12 protein-coding genes are annotated in these 18,989 nt (G+C 34.9%); 11 read left to right on the top strand and 1 reads right to left on the bottom strand.

Annotated features, from left to right (window positions below):
• The first annotated feature begins 14 nt into the window (after positions 1 to 14).
• The 8 genes from OLM58_RS21595 to OLM58_RS21560 all read left to right on the top strand — a co-directional run bounded on the left by OLM58_RS21595 (position 15) and on the right by OLM58_RS21560 (position 14,961).
• Positions 15 to 1,643, top strand: a complete 1,629-nt coding sequence (locus tag OLM58_RS21595; RefSeq protein WP_264530604.1) for an MBL fold metallo-hydrolase — start codon at positions 15 to 17, stop codon at positions 1,641 to 1,643.
• Between the two features lie 91 nt (positions 1,644 to 1,734).
• Positions 1,735 to 2,451 (top strand): thioesterase II family protein, encoded by a 717-nt coding sequence (locus OLM58_RS21590; RefSeq protein WP_264530603.1) that lies wholly within the window; start codon positions 1,735 to 1,737, stop codon positions 2,449 to 2,451.
• A 21-nt stretch (positions 2,452 to 2,472) separates the two neighbouring features.
• Positions 2,473 to 2,838 carry a hypothetical protein gene (locus OLM58_RS21585; protein ID WP_264530602.1) on the top strand — a complete coding sequence of 122 codons (366 nt, stop codon included), beginning with the start codon at positions 2,473 to 2,475 and terminating at the stop codon, positions 2,836 to 2,838.
• A gap of 187 nt (positions 2,839 to 3,025) precedes the next feature.
• A complete protein-coding gene (locus tag OLM58_RS21580) occupies positions 3,026 to 5,512 on the top strand; it encodes an outer membrane beta-barrel family protein (RefSeq protein ID WP_264530601.1) in 2,487 nt (828 codons plus the stop codon).
• Between the two features lie 148 nt (positions 5,513 to 5,660).
• Positions 5,661 to 7,295 (top strand): cyclic peptide export ABC transporter, encoded by a 1,635-nt coding sequence (locus tag OLM58_RS21575; RefSeq protein WP_264530600.1) that lies wholly within the window; start codon positions 5,661 to 5,663, stop codon positions 7,293 to 7,295.
• 604 nt (positions 7,296 to 7,899) lie between these two features.
• Entirely contained in the window at positions 7,900 to 12,330 is a 4,431-nt protein-coding gene (locus OLM58_RS21570) for an amino acid adenylation domain-containing protein (protein WP_264530599.1), read from the top strand.
• 30 nt (positions 12,331 to 12,360) lie between these two features.
• Complete coding sequence (locus OLM58_RS21565) at positions 12,361 to 12,999, top strand: 4'-phosphopantetheinyl transferase family protein (protein WP_264530598.1); 639 nt, start codon at positions 12,361 to 12,363, stop codon at positions 12,997 to 12,999.
• A gap of 24 nt (positions 13,000 to 13,023) precedes the next feature.
• Positions 13,024 to 14,961 carry an alpha/beta fold hydrolase gene (locus tag OLM58_RS21560; RefSeq protein WP_264530597.1) on the top strand — a complete coding sequence of 646 codons (1,938 nt, stop codon included), beginning with the start codon at positions 13,024 to 13,026 and terminating at the stop codon, positions 14,959 to 14,961.
• A 190-nt stretch (positions 14,962 to 15,151) separates the two neighbouring features.
• Here the strand turns inward: OLM58_RS21560 and OLM58_RS21555 are convergent, their stop codons facing one another.
• Positions 15,152 to 16,075, bottom strand: a complete 924-nt coding sequence (locus OLM58_RS21555) for a LysR family transcriptional regulator (RefSeq protein WP_264530596.1) — start codon at positions 16,073 to 16,075, stop codon at positions 15,152 to 15,154.
• Between the two features lie 361 nt (positions 16,076 to 16,436).
• Between OLM58_RS21555 and OLM58_RS21550 the strand changes: the two genes are divergently transcribed.
• The 3 genes from OLM58_RS21550 to OLM58_RS21540 all read left to right on the top strand — a co-directional run bounded on the left by OLM58_RS21550 (position 16,437) and on the right by OLM58_RS21540 (position 18,793).
• Entirely contained in the window at positions 16,437 to 16,736 is a 300-nt protein-coding gene (locus OLM58_RS21550) for a hypothetical protein (RefSeq protein ID WP_264530595.1), read from the top strand.
• A gap of 30 nt (positions 16,737 to 16,766) precedes the next feature.
• Positions 16,767 to 17,720, top strand: a complete 954-nt coding sequence (locus OLM58_RS21545) for an L-threonylcarbamoyladenylate synthase (RefSeq protein WP_264530594.1) — start codon at positions 16,767 to 16,769, stop codon at positions 17,718 to 17,720.
• 110 nt (positions 17,721 to 17,830) lie between these two features.
• On the top strand, positions 17,831 to 18,793 hold the full coding sequence (locus OLM58_RS21540) for a sodium-dependent bicarbonate transport family permease (protein WP_264530593.1): 963 nt from the start codon (positions 17,831 to 17,833) through the stop codon (positions 18,791 to 18,793).
• The last annotated feature ends 196 nt before the right edge of the window (positions 18,794 to 18,989 follow it).

Genomic DNA, 18,989 nt, shown 5'->3' with positions numbered 1-18,989 from the left:
AATAATAAAACAGAATGGAAAACACAGAAAAGTACTATTTTAAACCCAATGTAATTATTGGACCATTAGTAGATAAATGGTATGCATGGACACATTTAATTTCTCCTGCAACTGCAGCAATGAACATTGTCGAAAGGCATCTAAAAATAATGAACTCCTATATTCAGGCTCCTGCGATTCACGAGGCAGCCGTAAAAAATCCTAAAATGTTAGGAGGACCTTTTATGGATTATGAAACCAGAAGAGTAGAGGAAGTGAAAGAACTTAAAGCTGAAATTCTGGAAAAACAGGCAAACGCAATACAATTATCAGACGCGATAAAGGAATTGGATAAACTCCTTAAAGCCAAAGCCAAAGGAGCTTCTTTAGAGCCTTTATACAAAGAAGTTCCCGAAATATTAAAAGGATATGTAGAACTGGTTTACGATTTAAACAATCATCCGTCCTATCGTTTCTTTGAATCCTTGTTGTACAACAGCCCTTTCTATTCTAAACACTCTCAATCTATTTCTTTATGGGAAACACTAAATGATGAGCGTCCTTTTTGTTTAAGTACCCCGCAATTAGAAGACCCTAAAGTATTACAGTTGGATATTCCGTTTGATCATAAAGGAATTGATACTTTAAGCAGAATGAAGAGAAATCCGGGATCTATTGAAACTGTTGCCGAAGAACTGGGCGTTCGTGAAGATCAGATGGAATTGTTTAAAACTTTCTTCACCAGGAAAGAGCATCCGGCCTATCAAAAATATACAGGAGACAAAGCCAGAATGCGTTATCTGGGACATGCCTGTATTTTAATTGAAACCAAAGATGTGAGTATCCTTGTAGATCCTTTGATCAGTTATTACGGGTATGAATCTACAGTTGAACATTTTTCGGATATTGACCTTCCGGATGTTATTGATTATGTATTGATTACACACAATCATCAGGATCATATTGTACTAGAAACTTTATTGCCGCTAAGACATAAAATTAAAAATTTAATAGTTCCTGTAACCACCAGTGGAGCACTTCAGGATCCAAGTATCAAGTTGGCATTTCAAAGTATGGGTTTTAAAAATGTCATAGAAATTGATGAACTGGAAGAAATAAAATTTGAAAATTGTACCATTACCGGACTTCCGTTTACAGGGGAACATAGTGACTTAAATATTAGAGCAAAATCATGTTTCCATGTCGCGATCAATGAACTAAGCTTTTTGTTTGTTGCCGATTCCAGAGTAATGGAACCTAAATTATACGAACATATCCATAGGGTTAAAGGCGACGTAGATGTATTGTTTTTAGGAATGGAATGTGCCGGAGCACCGTTAAGCTGGCTTTACGGCTGTTTAATGACAGAAGTTATTAACAGAGACGACGATCAGTCCAGACGTTTGGCGGGTTGCGACAGCGAAAGAGGTTTATCGTTAGTTGATATTTTTAATCCTAAGGAAGCCTATGTGTACGCAATGGGAATGGAGCCTTGGTTAGAATTTATCAGCAGTATCAAATACACCGAAGAATCCCTTGCCATTATTGAATCAAACCGATTGATAAACCACTGTGCAGATAAAGGAATTATCGCAGAAAGATTATTTGGAGAAAAAGAATTGTTATACGATTATGAATTAAAAAATGAATTAGTGACCAGCTAATTTCAAATTGAGACATAACAGAATAACCAATGTGAAACCTTCTTTTGATTTTTTTAAAGAAGATTCTCATGAACCAAATATTAAAAAGCAGATGAAAAAAAAGCAACTATTCTTATTACACTTCGCCGGTGGCAGCATATACTCATTCGAGTTTCTGAGATCATTATGCACCGATTTTGAAATGATACCGCTGGAATTACCCGGAAGAGGAAAAAGAATCAAAGAAAAACTATTGACTTCCTATCCGGAAGCGGTTAAGGATCTGTTTTCGCAAATAACAGATAAACTTAACGGGAACCCTTTTATCGTTTACGGGCACAGTTTAGGTTCGTCTCTGGGCCTGGGAGTAACCGATTTACTGGAGAAAAATAATACTCCGCCTCAATGTCTGATCGTAAGCGGTAATGCAGGACCCGGAATTACAACAGAAAAAAAGAGATCCGATCTGGAACGTGACGATTTTATCAGTATGCTTACCGAATTAGGAGGTATACCGGATGAATTATTAAAAAGTAAGGAGCTGCTCGATTTTGTATTGCCGATCCTTAAGGCCGATTTTAAAATAGTAGAAGAAGATTTTTTCATTGAAAATACGATTGTAAAAGCCCCAATTGTAGCCATAATGGGGAACTCAGAGAAATATGTAGACCAGATAAACAATTGGAGAAAGCACACATTTTCCGGTTTTAACTCCTACATATTAAGAGGGAATCATTTTTTTATACTCAATCATGGTGATAAATTGAAAGAAATTTTTGATATTAGTTTTGCCGAATGTACGAGTCTTAATTATAATAATGTACAATAGCATTGCAAAAACAAATCAATTATGAAAACAACCAAGACCCTTATTACCACTGCTATGATAATATTAATCTCAATTAGCAGTGTGGCACAAAATAAGAAAAAAGAGCAGGTAGAAAAGCAACTGACAATTACAGGAATCACTGGACAATCTATAAAAGAATCTTCTGACGTAAATAATGCCGAAAAACTAATTGCAACCATCAGTAACCAAATTGTAAAAGAGAAACTGGTCACCGAAAACACGAATAAGCTGTCTTACATACTTAATAGTAAGGAGTTTATAATAAACGGAGTGAAGCAGGAACCGGCAGTACAATTGAGATATAAAAATAAGTATATCGGAAACAATACGAATTGGAACATTTGCAAAAACTACAAGGTAAAGTAAAAGAGGTCTTTACCACTAGCTGAGTTTTCTTTTTTAGCATACTCTCTGATTTTACAATTGAAAATGATTATCCTATTCTTGAAATTTTGTGATCATTTAAATTCCTTAAATTTTATCAATTCAAAAGAGCTTGAGTTTACACATTGTATCCCTCACAGGCAATCTTATTAAATACATTAAAAAAATAATGAAGTATAATTATATGCATTTCAAATATATCGCTTTACTATGCGTGTTTGTTTTTCTGGGTAATTCAGTGTACGGGCAAAGTTCGAAAGCAGCGAATAATGAAATATACAAACAAGTATCAACAGCATCCATCTCAGGAACCATTATAGATGCTGAAAATAAAGAGCCTATCATTTTTGCAACCATTCTTTTGTTGAATGAGGAGCAGGAAATATTAGTAAAAAGCGAATTGTCTGAAACGAAAGGAGAGTTTAATTTTAAAAACCTGAAAAATGGGAGCTATAAGATTAAAATTACCCATGACGACTACAAAACGTTTAGTACAGGAATTATAACCATTAAATCAGACAATCAAAAAGAAGTACTGCCTATAGAGCTGCTCAAAATCGCCAAAAAAGAGAGCTTAAAAGAAGTCGTAATACTTAAAAAGAAAAAACTCGTTGAGACTAAAATTGACCGCACCATTTTAAATGTAGACGCTTTAGAATCTAACACGGGAATTACCGCTTTAGAATTGTTAAAGAAAGCTCCGGGAACCAGTATAAGCGAACAGGGAGTTGTAAGTCTGAATGGAAAAGCAAACGCTACTATTTTTGTTGATGACCGACCAACTTACCTGTCAGGAGCACAGCTTGAAAGTTACTTAAGCGGATTGTCATCAGACAACATAGATAAAATTGAAATAATGACCAATCCGCCTGCCAAATATGAAGCAGCAGGAAATGGAGGAGTGATCAACATCAAGCTAAAAAAGAGTAAAAAAGAAGGAGAAAACGGAAGCGTTGTTTTGGGTTTAAGACAGCATAAATTTACAGAGTACAATGCCGTTTTTAATCTAAATAAGAAAAAAGAGAATTATAATATCTTTCTGAACGGAAACGTTGCTTACAAAAAACGCTTTCAGGATCTTTATATCAGTAGAAATTATACCGATACAGGCAGTTACAGCAAACAGGAAAACAATAACGTAGGAGATGCGATATTAACGAATCTGAGATTTGGGGCCGACTATAATTTGTCAAAAAATACGGTGATCGGAGTATCTGCAGATGGCTTAATCTGGAATGGAAATGACATCGATAATAGTTTAAATTACCTTTACAACAGAAACCAAACTACAGATTCAATTGTAAAAACATTAGGCGACGCAGATAATAAATTTGTAAATAGCGGAATAAACCTGAACATCAACCATAAGCTCAATGAAAAGAGCGATGTTAGCGCCAACTTAGATTATTTACTATACGATTCCTTTCCCTATCAGCAATTTAGAAATTCGATCATTTTTCCGGATCCAAGTAAAAATTATTCCGATATGCTGGTAGGAGGAGCGGCTTCTAAGGTTAATATTTATTCAGGAAAACTAGATTATTCCAATCAGGTGACCAAAAAAACAAACCTGCAGACCGGATTCAAATACAGTAACATCAAAACCAATAATAAGAGCGAGTACTTTGATATCGTGAATGATGTTTCGACTCCAAACTTAAATCAGAATAATAAGTTTTTATACAATGAAAAAATAACGGCTTTATATGTGAGTTCCAATACAACTTTAAACAGACTTTCTATGCAGTTAGGACTTCGATATGAAAATGTGAAAGTTGTGGGAGATCAGTTAGGAAACGAAATAAAGCCCAAAACAAAAAACACCACCAAGTACGACAATTTATTTCCGACGTTGTACCTATCTTATAAACTGGACTCTTTAGCCAATAACACGGTAGGAATCAATTACGGAAAAAGAATTGACAGACCATTTTATCAGGACCTTAACCCGGTAGTAATTCAGGTTGATAAGCTAACATTTTATAAGGGAAATCCCTATCTGCAGCCTTCAATTACAAATTCCGTTGAAGCTTCCTTTGCTCATAAAAGTTTGTTGAATCTTACTCTTGCCTATAGTAAAATTGACGATCAGATTATGGAAACCATAGAGATAATCAATAATGTGTACTATAGTATGCCCGGAAACATCGGAAATACTCAGGTAACCAATCTTAGTCTTAGTTCAACATTTAATATTACCTCATGGTTAACTTTTAACGGAAACGCACAATTATCCTATACCGATACTAAAAGTAACTTCTTTGGAGGAAAATTGCATACCTACGGTTATAATTTAAGAATCGATCCCGTATTGCAGGTAAAATTGAAAAATGATTATAATGTCGAACTTTTTGGAAGGTACGTAGGTAAAGCATATGTAGCTCAATTTACCACAGATCCTTACTGGTTTCTGGATGTCACCGTCAGTAAAAAAATGTCTAACAGAAGTTCAATCAAGTTGATAGGGATGGATATTTTCAGAACTTATATTAACAAAGGACAGATTAATAATCTTGTTAATGCAACTGCTGATTACAAGACATTATGGAATACCAGACAGGTCCGACTATCGTTTACGTATAATTTTGGAGACAAAATGACTACTAAAGAGAGAGAAAATAACAGTATCGATAACGAAAAGAACAGAATCAAGTAATTCGGAATCTTTTACCTGTTCTGGTTGCTAATTCTTCTTTAAGATCTAAAAACAGAATTGGATTTTCACGATAATTTCAGAATCCGGACTTTAAAAAAGAGGATACAATCTCTTTAAGACTTTATCAACCACAATAAAAACTTTTAAGATGTTTAAAATATCACTAAAAAATTCAATTCTTCTGGCGGCGTATGCGTTGCCAAATACAATTCTTAGTTTCGGGATAGTGTACATTATAAACAATACTTTGTCAGGCAACAAGACGTTTATAACGGATTATACCGGAATGGTTTTTTTTGCAATTGTTGTATATACCTACTTGTTAAACATCATTTTTCAGAAAGGACTCAATGAGTTTTCTTTTAAAATGTTATACGATAATGAAAAAAAAATATTCTCAAAAATACTTCAGACCTCACTGATAAAATTAGAAAACTTAGGTTCTCAGCGTTTTTTTACCGTTGTTGAAGATTTACGGGTATTTGGACTTTTGCCATATACCGTAACACATACCGTAAATTCTGTACTGATGTTAGTACTTTGCTTGATCTACATGTTTACCATTTCGGTAAGTTCTGCCCTTATTGTGGTAGTACTAATTATAGCCGTTGCAGCCTCTTATTTGATGGTTATTAACTCTATGTCTAAAAAAGTAACCAGTCTGAGAGAGTACAACGACGATTATTACAAGTATGTGGATGATGTTATGAAAGGATTTAAAAAACTAAAACTGAGTTTTTTCAGAGCTGAAAATCTAATGAATAGATTTTTAATTCCGAATAGGGATCAGGCAGGAGAATTAGACTTTAAAATCAGTTATATCTTTCTGTCCATTAATCTTATTAGTCAATATGGTTTATATGCCATAATCGCAACCATTTTGTTTGTCTTACCGTCATGGGGATTGTTAAGCCAGTCTGATGTGATAGCGTATGTGGTAATTGTTTTATTCATCTCAGGGCCTATAAATAACCTGATAAACTTACAACAAACCTATACACGTTTTATCGTAGCCAATAAAAGAATCAAGGATTTCTTAAAAGACTTTGAAGTACATGAAGATGTAAAAAAACAAGCGCAGATAAGCGATACCTCTTTTGAAAGTATCGAATTCAAGGACATACATTTTTCATACAATAGCGATTCCAATGACAGTGCTTTTGCGTTAGGCCCTATAAACTTAACCGTAAATGAAGGAGAGACCATCTTTATTGTAGGCGGAAACGGTTCGGGAAAAAGTACCTTCATTAATACCTTCACCGGATTATACGCACCTTCTAAAGGAGAAATACTTTTAAATGGAAAAGAAACAGAGTCCGGTCAGGAAAATCAGGATTTAATAGCAGCCGTATTCACAGACGATCATATATTCTCTCATAATTATGAAGAATATACCGTTGAAAACAATCCTGAATACAGAGAATTATTGGAAATGATGAAGCTGGACAAAGTCATTTTAGACGATAAAGAAAGCTCAGCAAGAAGAAAATTTTCCAAAGGACAAAGTAAAAGAATGTCCTTGATTTTTGCCTTAATGGAGAAAAAACCAATTTTAGTTTTAGACGAATGGGCTGCTGATCAGGATCCTTATTTCAGAAAGTTTTTCTACGAAGAACTTATTCCGAAGTTAAAAGCAGAAGGCAAAACAATCATTGCGGTAACACACGATGATGCCTATTTTCATTTGGCAGACCGAATTATAAAATTTAATTACGGTAAAATAGAGGCTGAGGTAAAAGTCGATAAATCAAAAGAATACAGTAAAGAACTTTTCTGGGCATAACAAGGTGTGCAAACCTGGCACACGGATGAAACAGATTCGCTAAAGCGAAAACGCCGATCGACGCGGATTTTTATAGTTTCATTTTCTTGAGAAAAGGATTTAGAATAAAGCTCCAAAGGAGCAAAACATCTATAGAAAAAAAATATCCGATGCTATAAACAAGCTCCAAAGGAGCGAAATATCTATAGCGTCCAAAGAAGCAAAATATCTATAAAAAATATTCGGATTAAGATTATGCGATCCTATAAACAAGCTCCAAAGGAGCGAAATATCTATAGCATCCAAAGGAGCGAAATATCTATAGCATCCAAGGGAGCGAAATATTTGTAGAAAAAAATTATCCGATCCTATAAACAAGCTCCAAAGGAGCGAAATATCTATAGCACCCAAAGGAGCGAAACATTTGTATTGTTATATTTTATTCATAAACAGTGTTTTATAGAATTCTGAATAAAAATGTACAATGCATTTCCTTACACCAAACCCAGGTTAAATAATTCTTCTTTTTTTAAGTTCCGGATTGGAAAAATCAATTTGTTTAATTCTTCAAAAATTAAACGAAACAAGATATCATTTAGTTCTAATTGCGTAAAAATATTTTAAAATGAAACTTACCCTTCCTCAGCAAGATGTTTATTTCGAGCAGTTATTATATCCCAATGAGCCCATCTATAACATTGGGGCTAAGATTAAAATTAAAGGCCAAATAAACCATGATGTATTTCAAAAAGCATATATTGCCTTAATCGATCAGCATGATTCGTATAGAAGTATAGTTACCAGCAAACACGAGAATGTTCGGATTAAAATTGTAGAAGATCATAACTCAGCTCTGGGATTTGTTGATTTTTCTCAATCTGCAGAACCTTTTGAGGCGGCAAATTTATACATGCAGGAAGAGTTTGCAAAACCTTTTGATTTGTTTGGAGAGCATCTTTTGCATGTTTTTACCCTTGTTAAAGTTCAGGAAAATTTTCATTATTTATTTTCTGTTTATCATCATATCATAACCGATGGCTGGGGTACTTCTTTAATGTTCCAGAGATTGGTGCAGAATTACAATGAGATTCTCGAACATGGTGAAATTCAAACTGTGTATCCGTTTAGTTACAAAGATTTTGCAGCTGATGATGCTGCCTATCAGCAATCAGAATCGTACCATCAGGATAAAATTTACTGGACGAAAAAGTTTGAATCCTTACCACAAAATCTGTTTGATAAATTAGAAGACAACATTCAGGTCAATGAAAGCGATCGCAGGGAACTAATTGTCAAAAGAGAAGTGTACAATCAGTTAAATTCGTTAGCAGTACGTTATAAGTGTTCTACTTTCAACGTCATTCTGGCTATTCTGTATGCTTATTTTGGAAGAAAACACCAGAACAATGATTTTGCCATTGGACTACCGGTTTTAAACAGAAGTAAGGCCAGTTATAAAAAAACAGTTGGTCTTTTTATGGGCGTTTCTCCATTAAGGATTTCGATTGATTTTAACACCACTTTCGAGAATTTAATTACAGAAATAAAAACGACCCTAAGACATGATTATCGTCACCAGCGGTTCCCGTTAGGCAAATTAATTCAGGAACTTCAGGTTTTTAGTGAAAAAGAGAGACTATTTAATATTACACTTTCTTATGAAAAACAGAACTATTCTAATGATTTTCTTCATACGCACACACAGGTAATTCCGCTCACACATAAATCTGAACGGGTAGCTTTGGCCATTTACATCAGAGAATTTGATGAAGATGAGGATGTAAAAATTGACTTCGACTACAACTTGAATTATTTTACAGAGGGACAAATCACACAGGTCGTTCATCACTTCGAAAACTTAGTTCACGCCATTTTAGATGCTCCTGATCAAGTTCTAAAAGAATTAAACTATCTGGGAGAAGACGAAAAGCGCCAAGTTATCGAAACATTCAATACTACAAAAGTTGACTATCAAAAAGAGAATACAATTCTGGATGTGTTTCAGGATCAGGTTATAAAGTTTAGTACAAAAGAAGCCCTAAAAGACGATTACAAAAGTTATACCTATGCCGAACTGGATCAATTATCAGGTCAAATAGCGGAATACTTAATCATCAATTATGGACAAGAGGACAAATCACCAATAGCCGTTTTATTAGGACGTTCGACAAATATTGTCATTGTGTTACTGGGAATACTCAAAGCAGGTAGGGCATATATTCCGCTAGATCCGTCATTCCCCGAAGACCGATTGAATTACATTATCGAAAACAGTCAGGTTAAACTGCTTATCAATGAAAAAGGCTATGTGCTGAATACAAGCAATAAGGTAGAGGTACTATCTTTAGAGACAATCTTAGAAAATGCATTCGAATTAGAGGGAAAACCATCCCTGACAGTTTCTCCTCATGACACCGCTTATATCCTTTACACGTCAGGTTCAACAGGTAATCCGAAAGGTGTTGAAATAGGGCATCAGTCCCTGTTGAATTTCCTCAGCAGTATGCAGCAGGAGCCGGGTGTGAGATCGAATGATGTGTTATTTTCGGTTACAACTTACTCTTTTGATATTTCAATTTTAGAATTCTTTGTACCGTTATTGTCAGGAGCTGCTTTATATATGGCAAATCAGGTAATTTTAGCTGATCCGGCAGTTATTATCAAAAAAATGGAGGAAATCCAACCCACAATAATTCAGGCAACACCAAGTTTCTATCAAATGCTCTTCAATGCCGATTGGAACGGAGACAAACGTTTGAAAGTACTTTGTGGAGGTGATTTGTTAAGTGAAGCATTAGCCGAAAAGTTAATCAGTCATAGTTTAGAAGTTTGGAACATGTACGGCCCGACGGAAACCACCATTTGGTCAAGTTTAAAAAAACTGGAACATGCAAAAGAGGCGTCAAACATTGGGAAACCAATACACAACACACAAATTTACATACTGGATTCATTTTTAAGCCCGAAGCCAATCGGAACTCCCGGAGCAATTTACATTGCCGGCGATGGATTAGCGAAAGGATATTATAAAAATAGTACATTAACTCAGGAAAAATTTATAAAAAATCCGTTTCAGACGAATGGTTTATTATACGAAACCGGAGATGTAGGTCGATGGAATGACAAAGGAGAAATCGAATTTTTAGGACGAAACGATAATCAGGTTAAAATTAGAGGATATCGAATTGAATTGGGAGATATCGAATCGCATTTGAATCAGATTTCCGGAATAAAAGAATCGGTTGTAATTGCAAAAAAAGGGAATCAGCAGGAAGCCTTTTTAGTAGCGTATGTAGTAAAAACGGAAGAAATAGCGGATACAAGAGAAATTGTAGCCACATTAAAAATAAACCTTCCGTATTATATGATTCCAAGTACAATTGTTCTTTTAGAAGAGTTTCCGCTAACACCAAATCAAAAGATAGACCGTAAAAGCTTAGCGCAAAGAGCCATTGAGTATCATACAATAGACGATGATTTTATAGCACCTGAATCTGATCTGGAAAAAAAGTTAGCCGGATATTGGAAAGAAATTTTAAACAATAAAAAAGAAATCAGTATCAATGACAATTTTTTCGCACTTGGAGGACATTCTCTAAATGCAGTTAAACTTGCAGGGTCAATAGCAAAAAATCTTTGGTACGACGTTAGCCTGAAAACGGTTTTTGATTATCCAACGATCAAATTAATGGCGGATCATTTAGCGACTTTAAAACCCAATGACAAACCGGGTATACCATTTACAACCCTAAAAACAAATTTCACAATAACACCTTCACAACAAGAATTATGGGTAGCTTGTCAGGATCAGCAAAAATCGATTGCTTATAACATGGTAGCCGTTTTTGAGATTAACGGGACCGTATTTCCGGATAAAATTAATAATGCCATGTCACAGTTAATTTTTGAAAATGAAATTCTCCGCACCAATTTTGTGGAAAGTAAAGGAACCGTTTTTCAAAAAATAGGGAAACAAGAGGATATCGCTTTTAAAATCACTCAGCTACAGATTGATAACGAACAAAAAAAGCAGACTATTCAGCGGTATATAGAAACACCATTTGATTTAGAACATGATTTATTGGTAAGAATGCTGCTCGTACAAACGGGCGAGACAACATCATCGTTGGTTTTTTGCACCCATCATATTATTATGGATGGAGTTTCATTAGAATTTTTTACCAAAGAGTTTATTCAAAAATACAATCATCCTAATTCCTCAATTAAAAACTCAGGTATTCAGTTTAAAGACTATACAGCATGGTTAGATTGTGAGAAAGACGACAAAACTACTTTCGATTTTTGGAGAAAATATTTAGATGGGTACACGATCAAAGAAACCATCAATACCGATTTTAATCGAAATGATCAACTGCAAAACGGAGCGCATTATTATGATGAGTTTACCATTGAGGATACAACATCGTTTAAAAAATTCGCGCAGGAACAAAAAAGTACGCTTTATAATACGATTATTTCGCTTTTAAATGTGCTGATTTATAAAATTAACGATCACAAAGACATTGTAATTGGAACCGTTAATTCAGGAAGAAACAAAGCTGATATTGCGACAATGATAGGAATGTTCGTAAAAACACTGCCACTCCGTATTCAGCTAGATGAAAATAGGAGTTTTTTAGAGCTCTTAAAACAAGTTCAGGAAGACGTTCTCTTAATAAATACACATCAGGATTTTCCACCACAACTGAAAAATGAAACCCTTTTTGACGTTTTAATAAGCTATCAGAATCCCGATTTTTCTTTTCAGGAAACAATCAAAATGGATCTTGCCGAATTGAAATACGTGACTTCCGACACCAATTACAGCAGATTTCCTTTATTGTTTAATTTTTTTGAAAGCAGCAATACTCTAAAAGTCAGCATTTCATACGATAAGAATAAGTATGAAGAAATCACGATACAGTTTCTTCTGGTGACTTTCAAAAATTTATGGTCTCAAATAATAGAAAACCCTTTGATTAAAGTATCAGAAATTGAAAATCCTTTAGCAAATACAGCAAAACTTCAGGAAACCGATTTTGACTTTAATTTTTAAGCGTTTTTAACTACTAAAATCCGAATACTCTTGATACATATTTATTACTCCTACCTGTCTGAAGAAAAACATCAGAGTTTGCTGCAGAATGATTTACCGAAATTTCCGGCCGATTATCAGGATAAAATTAAGCGTTATCGAAGATGGCAAGATGCACAGTTATCGCTTTTAGGACGGATACTCTTGTTTAAAGGAATCGAAGAAACCTATAAGCAGAAGCCTAATACGAAAGAGATCATGCAAACCTTTTATAATAAACCCTATTTTGAAGATAATCCGGTTCTTTTTAATATTTCGCATTCAGGAGATATTGTGGTTTGCGCCTTAAGCGATCAGTATGAAGTGGGGATCGATGTTGAGATCATTACCGATATTGAAACAGCCGATTTTAAATCGCAAATGACAGAAATTGAATGGAATAAGATCGTTCTGTCCGACAATAAAAAAGAAGCGTTTTTTGAGTATTGGACACAGAAAGAAGCCGTTCTAAAAGCTCAGGGACATGGACTGATAGTTCCGTTGAAATCATTTGAAGTATTAGACAATACAACCGAAATCAACGGAGAGAAATATTATTTAAGCGAAGTAAAAATAGATAAAAACTACAAATGCCACATCTCGTTAAAAACGGATGCCAGTAAAATTTACCTGAAAAGAATCATACTATAAACCTAACAATTTAACTCAACCAAAATGAAAAAAATAATAAGTCTGTTTTTATTACTATTGATTGTACCAAACTTTGCATTTGCTCAAACAAAAGTCTTTACGTTAGAGAAAGTAAAGACCTTTTTTCCCGAAGATCAAAATCTCTCTAAGGAAAATATAGAATGGGGGTTTTTAACGGTTCCTGAAAACTGGGATAAACCGACAGGCAAAACGGTTAAAATTGCGGTGGCTGTTTTAAAAAGTATTTCAAAAAATGGGGATTCAAATCCGGTGGTGTACATCGATGGCGGACCGGGATCAGGCGGACTTTCGGGAGTATGGCCATGGCTGAATCATCCCTTAAGAAAAAACAGTGATATTGTCTTGTTCGATGTGAGGGGAACAGGGCGCTCCCTGCCAAAATTCTGCCCGGATCTGGGAAAAAAATTCTTAGAAATACTAGCAAAAAATCAAAACAGTACGCAAGACGAGCAGCAAAAAACGATAGCTTCATTAGAGTGCAAACAAGATTTACTGAACAGAAATATTGATATAACCGCTTATAACAGTAATTCTATAGTGAAGGATTTAAATGCCTTAAAGAATGCTCTTAAATATGACAAATGGAATGTTTACGGGGTTTCGTACGGTACTTATACCGCTCAGGTTTATGCCAATGCTTTTCCTCAGGACATTAAGTCATTAACGCTGGATTCTTCCATTTCAGATATTTCCCAATATTACAATCGCAATACGGAGAATTATATGAGCAGTCTTAAAAAGGTTTTTAATGCCTGCGAAAATGATCCTAACTGCAACCAGCAATACCCTAATCTGCAAGCCGCTTATTATGAAACCATTGAAAGACTGGAGAAAAAGCCTGTTACTGTTAAGGTGGATCAAAGAATAATTCCGAGTGGAAGATTTACCTATAATGCAGAAGATTTTAAAATTGCAATTCAACAGTCACTTTATCAAAAAAGACTGATAGAAGTAATTCCATTACTAATTACCGAATTTAATAAAGGAAACAAAAGTACTTTAAGCTCTTTAGTAGCAGCTTTTTCAGGAGCTTTAGGCTTAGATTACGGACAATACTATTGTGTGAGCTGTAATGAAGCTGTCCCGAACAATTCGATTTCAGAGTTTAATAAAGGAGCCCGCAATTATAAAGAACTAAAAGGTGGACTTTCCTTTTACAAATCAGATTTCGTGGTTTGCGATAAATGGAATCTGGGAGTAAATAAACAGCCAACCTTGGTTAATTTATCCAACCTGTCTAAATTAACCATCCCCGTATTAGTATTTGCAGGAGCGTTTGATCCGATAACACCTGCCCTAAATGGTAAAATTACAGTTGACAGGTTTAAAAATGCATTTTTGGTAAATGCCCCAATTTCAGGCCATACACCGGGTTTTTCATTGGTAGGAGTCCAAATTGCCGAAGAATTTATAAAAAATCCGCTTCGAAGACCTAATACCAAGGAATTAGACTCCGACAATAAAGTTCATTTCGTTACCAATATAAAAATCAGTGGAGGGATTTCAAATTTTGCCAATAGTCTAAACGAATTCAATTTACTCTTTTTTGCGCCTTTTTTTACCGCTTTAATTATCGTCTTGCTCTCTATTTTTATTTTTGCATATGTATTAATTAGAAAAAGAGAAGAGAAAACACCCAATAAAGTTTTGAGGGCTTTAATTATAATTACCTCTTTGTTAGGGTTGTTTACATTTGTTGGTTTCGTCTTAGCAATAAACAGCACAGCCGAAAACAACTTTTATATACTAGCTTTCGGAATACCAAATCAGTTTAATTACCTTTTTATACTACAATGGATCTTTATGGTGTTTACCCTGATTTCGATACTTTATTTTGTTCTTAAACTTAAGTCCATTTCAAATACGGGAGTTATGGCAACAATTCTGTTTTCATTGCTACTAGTAGGTATTTACTTCCAGTATTGGGGATTTCTGTTTTAAAAAAAAGAGCTTAAAGTTTCAGGCAGATTTTGCAGATTCAGCAGATTTTTTTTGCTCTATTATCTGCTGAATCTGTGTGAAAAAAAAAAAAAGGGAGGTTGTCAGATAACATTTGACAATCTCCCTTTTTTAGATTATGTACTCAAAGTAATTTTTTTAGTAGAATAGCGATTAGTACTTGCGTTCCTGTTTACGATCCTTCATACCAGCCAAATTTATCCTTCACAATCCTATCTTTATCCTGTTTCATATATTCCAGAAGCGAGGCAGAAACAGGAGAATGTCTTTTCCCCTTCAACCATATTAAGCTCCATGTTGTTTTAATCGGCAGTCCTTTAAACGGAATAATCTGCAGTTCCTGATTATGTAATTCATTTTTGATTCCAATTAAAGGCATAATCGAACAGCCCAAGCCCGCAATTACGGCCTGTTTAACCGCTTCATTAGAGGTGAGCTCCATTTTCTTCTCAACAACAATAGCATTTCGCTCAATAAAACGCTCCATCGTTTGACGCGTACCCGATCCTTTTTCCCTAAAAATAAGCGACATATTTTTGAATATCTCCTGTGCGTTTTTATTGTTCTTGAACTTCGTTTTAGTGTTACTTACCAAATAGAGATTGTTTTGCAGTAAATCTAATTTTTCGATATTTAAGTTAGAAGGAAGAATAGACACCAAAGCAAAATCCACTTCGTTTTTTTCTAAACTGCTAATCACTTTACTTTTATTTGTCACATCCATCTGCAGTTCAATTCCCGGATGTTCCTTCATGAAATCGGTCAAAAAATAAGGCATAACATATTTACCCGTTGACACAACAGAAATTTTTAACTTTCCCGTCAACTGTCCTTTGTAAGCCATTGTTTTGAAGTTAATAGCCTCTACCTGACTTACTATTTTCTCCGCAATCTCTGCAATCTCCCTTCCAAAATCGGTAATGCACAATCTTCGGCTCACCACCTCTGTCAAAGGAATATCAAACTGATCCTGAAGATTTTTGAGCTGAATAGAAACCGCAGGCTGTGTCAAATGAAGTTCTTCTGCCGCTTTGGTAACACTTTGTGTCTGTACCACTTTTAGAAAAATCTGAAGCTGATGTAAAGTATAGTTCATAAAAATATTTAATGCAAATCATTACAAATATAAATAAAAATTTATAAGTATAAATAATCAACTTTGCCAGCGTTTAAGAACCAGAGTTTTTATGAATGAAAGAGAAGCATCGAGAATTGTATAACATTAAAAAAGTCTAAAAAAGAAAAAAGTAACATTAACTAATATAGAAAAATGAAGAAAAAATTAGCTGTTTTTAAGATCCTGCTTTGTTCAGTCAGTCTCATTACTGCAATTATGGGAGCTGTATTTTTTGAAAATCTACTATTAAGAAGACTTTCAGATGCCATAATCATTTTAGCATTATTAAATCTTATTCGATTATTAACCAGTAACAACATTATAAATTTAATCCTTACCCATGAAAAACACACAAAAAATTCAATTAATTAAAGGAGACTTCACAAACGAAGAAGCCAAAGAAATTTTACTCAACCTGATCAATGCTAAGATTAATTTTCACAACCTTAAAAACTTTAGTGATGATGAACGTTCCGGAAAACAAGACGAAATTAGTTTAAAGAGAATAACCGAACTTACAGAAAGTCAAGAGGTAATTTCCGAAATAATAAATCACGCAACAAGGGAGAATCTAAAAATAAAAGTAGAAAGCGACATCTTTTTAACGGTTGAAGTTCCGTACACAATAAACGAAAATTAAGCACGACAACCGGAACAGAACAGACAAAATATGATAAGCAACGATATTGAACTCGCAGCCGAAATAGTAAAAAATGAAGGTGTAATTGGTTTTCCAACCGAAACCGTTTATGGTTTAGCCGGAAACATTTACAGTACGAAGGCAGTTAACAAAATATATCATATCAAGCAAAGACCATTGCACAATCCGCTAATTGTACATATCAAAGCAATCGGAGATTTAGATCAGATCGCCATTGAAATTCCGGCGATTGCGAAGATTCTGGCACAGAAATTCTGGCCTGGACCTCTGACACTATTGTTAAAAAAGCATCCCAATGTTTCAGAACTCATTACAGCAGGGCATCAGACAGTTGCTGTTAGAATTCCGAATCATCCTGTAGCATTAGCGTTGCTGCAACAATTAGATTTTCCCTTAGCAGCTCCCAGTGCTAATCCATTTGGGGCCATTAGTCCAACTACGCCCGGGCATGTTGAGGCTTACTTTAAGGAGAAACTTCCAATGGTATTAGATGGAGATGTCTGTAAAGCCGGAATAGAATCAACTATTGTCGGATTTAAAGGAGAAAGCGTAGTGATCTATCGTCTTGGAGCACTTTCTAAAGAAGAAATAGAGAAAGTTACAGGACCGGCAATCCTGTTTAATAAAGAAGAGAATACTCCTGAAGCTCCTGGTATGCTGTCAAAACATTATGCTCCTCAGTCCACTTTATATGTAACCGATAATCTTTCGGAGTGTATTGGCAGATTTTCAGATAGAAAAATAGGATTGTTAATGTTCATGCAGCACAGGGAAGAGCAGAATATTAAACATCAGGTCGTTCTTTCTCCTAGTGGTAACCTGAAAGAGGCTGCTTCAAAGCTGTATGCTGCACTTCATGAATTAGATGCTATGACAGTAGATATTATAATTGCAGAGCGTTTTCCGGATCATGATCTCGGTCGAACTATTAACGATCGTCTTGAAAGAGCCTCAAAACAATAAATAAAACAATTTTTAATGAAAGATGCCTCTTGAATGTAACTCAGATAACAGTACCGCTTTTTCTGAGAGAGAGGCAATAATTACAGTAAAAAATATAAAAGTCTAAACATATGAATCTTAATTTATTGCTTGAAAACCTAACCAATCCTGCGCTGCTTTTTTTTGTCTTAGGAATTATAGCTGTCTATTTAAAGAGTGATCTCGAAATTCCTAAAAACTCTTCGAAGTTTATTTCGCTCTATTTATTATTTGCTATTGGTTTTAAAGGAGGGCAAGAGCTGTCCCATGAAGCTTTTACAAGTCAGATTGTCTGGTCAATGCTATTCGGGATTTTCATTTCGGGAATAATTCCGGTTTATACCTTTTTCATCCTCAAGAGAAAATTAAATGTTCATGATGCCGGTGCAATCGCTGCGGCTTACGGTTCCGTCAGTGCTGTTACTTTTGTTACGGCCGTTTCGTTTCTGGAAAGTCAACAATTGGCATTGCACGGACACATGGTTGCTATTATGGCTTTAATGGAATCTCCAGCGATCATAGTAGGATTGGTTTTGATCTCCTTTTTCAATAAAGACAAAACAAGCCCTATTCAAAAACGTTCCGCACTAAAACATTCTTTAACCAATGGGAGTGTACTTCTTATTTTGGGAAGTTTAGTTATAGGTTATCTCGCAAGTGAAAAACAGGCACAGGGAATAGAACCCTTTACCAATGATTTATTTAAAGGATTCTTAGCCATATTTTTACTGGATATGGGAATAACAAGCGGGCAAAAAATGAAGTCCTTCTTCTCTTTTGGATGGTTTCCTTTCCTTTTCGCGATTTTCATTCCTTTGCTTAACGGATGCGTTTTTGCAGTATTGAGTTCGTTTGTAACGACAGATATAACCAATCGTTTCATCTTTGCGATATTGGCTGCAAGTGCTTCTTATATTGCAGTTCCGGCAGCAATGAAGATTACAGTTCCTCAGGCAAACCCTGGATTGTTTCTGCCAATGGCTCTGGCTGTTACTTTTCCGATAAATATAACCATTGGATTGCCTCTTTATTTTCTTATTGTGCAAAATTTTTAAAAGTGTTTCATATTTAGTTTGATAGGAATTAAAGGGAGAAAGAGTCCGCCAGGTTTAAATAGCTAATCTTACTTGTAAACGGTACGTATTGTGTCTATAAGTAAGGATTATTATTAGAGGTATTCCTCCCTTTAGTTTCCTGTTAATTTGTTGAGTGGAGTTGTTTCGTTATTTTTAAAAACAAAATAAAAGAGAG

It is taken from the genome of Flavobacterium sp. N502540 (assembly GCF_025947365.1).
Classification (GTDB): domain Bacteria; phylum Bacteroidota; class Bacteroidia; order Flavobacteriales; family Flavobacteriaceae; genus Flavobacterium.
The sequence above is the reverse complement of the archived record's forward strand: the minus strand, read 5'-3'. Positions and strand labels throughout refer to the sequence as shown.

Bases quoted from the DNA above. Each gene is read 5' to 3' on its own strand.
- OLM58_RS21595 (WP_264530604.1), top strand. From the start codon at position 15: ATGGAAAACACAGAAAAGTACTATTTTAAACCCAATGTAATTATTGGA.
- OLM58_RS21590 (WP_264530603.1), top strand. From the start codon at position 1,735: ATGAAAAAAAAGCAACTATTCTTATTACACTTCGCCGGTGGCAGCATA.
- OLM58_RS21585 (WP_264530602.1), top strand. From the start codon at position 2,473: ATGAAAACAACCAAGACCCTTATTACCACTGCTATGATAATATTAATC.
- OLM58_RS21580 (WP_264530601.1), top strand. From the start codon at position 3,026: ATGAAGTATAATTATATGCATTTCAAATATATCGCTTTACTATGCGTG.
- OLM58_RS21575 (WP_264530600.1), top strand. From the start codon at position 5,661: ATGTTTAAAATATCACTAAAAAATTCAATTCTTCTGGCGGCGTATGCG.
- OLM58_RS21570 (WP_264530599.1), top strand. From the start codon at position 7,900: ATGAAACTTACCCTTCCTCAGCAAGATGTTTATTTCGAGCAGTTATTA.
- OLM58_RS21560 (WP_264530597.1), top strand. From the start codon at position 13,024: ATGAAAAAAATAATAAGTCTGTTTTTATTACTATTGATTGTACCAAAC.
- OLM58_RS21555 (WP_264530596.1), bottom strand. From the start codon at position 16,075: ATGAACTATACTTTACATCAGCTTCAGATTTTTCTAAAAGTGGTACAG.
- OLM58_RS21550 (WP_264530595.1), top strand. From the start codon at position 16,437: ATGAAAAACACACAAAAAATTCAATTAATTAAAGGAGACTTCACAAAC.
- OLM58_RS21545 (WP_264530594.1), top strand. From the start codon at position 16,767: ATGATAAGCAACGATATTGAACTCGCAGCCGAAATAGTAAAAAATGAA.
- OLM58_RS21540 (WP_264530593.1), top strand. From the start codon at position 17,831: ATGAATCTTAATTTATTGCTTGAAAACCTAACCAATCCTGCGCTGCTT.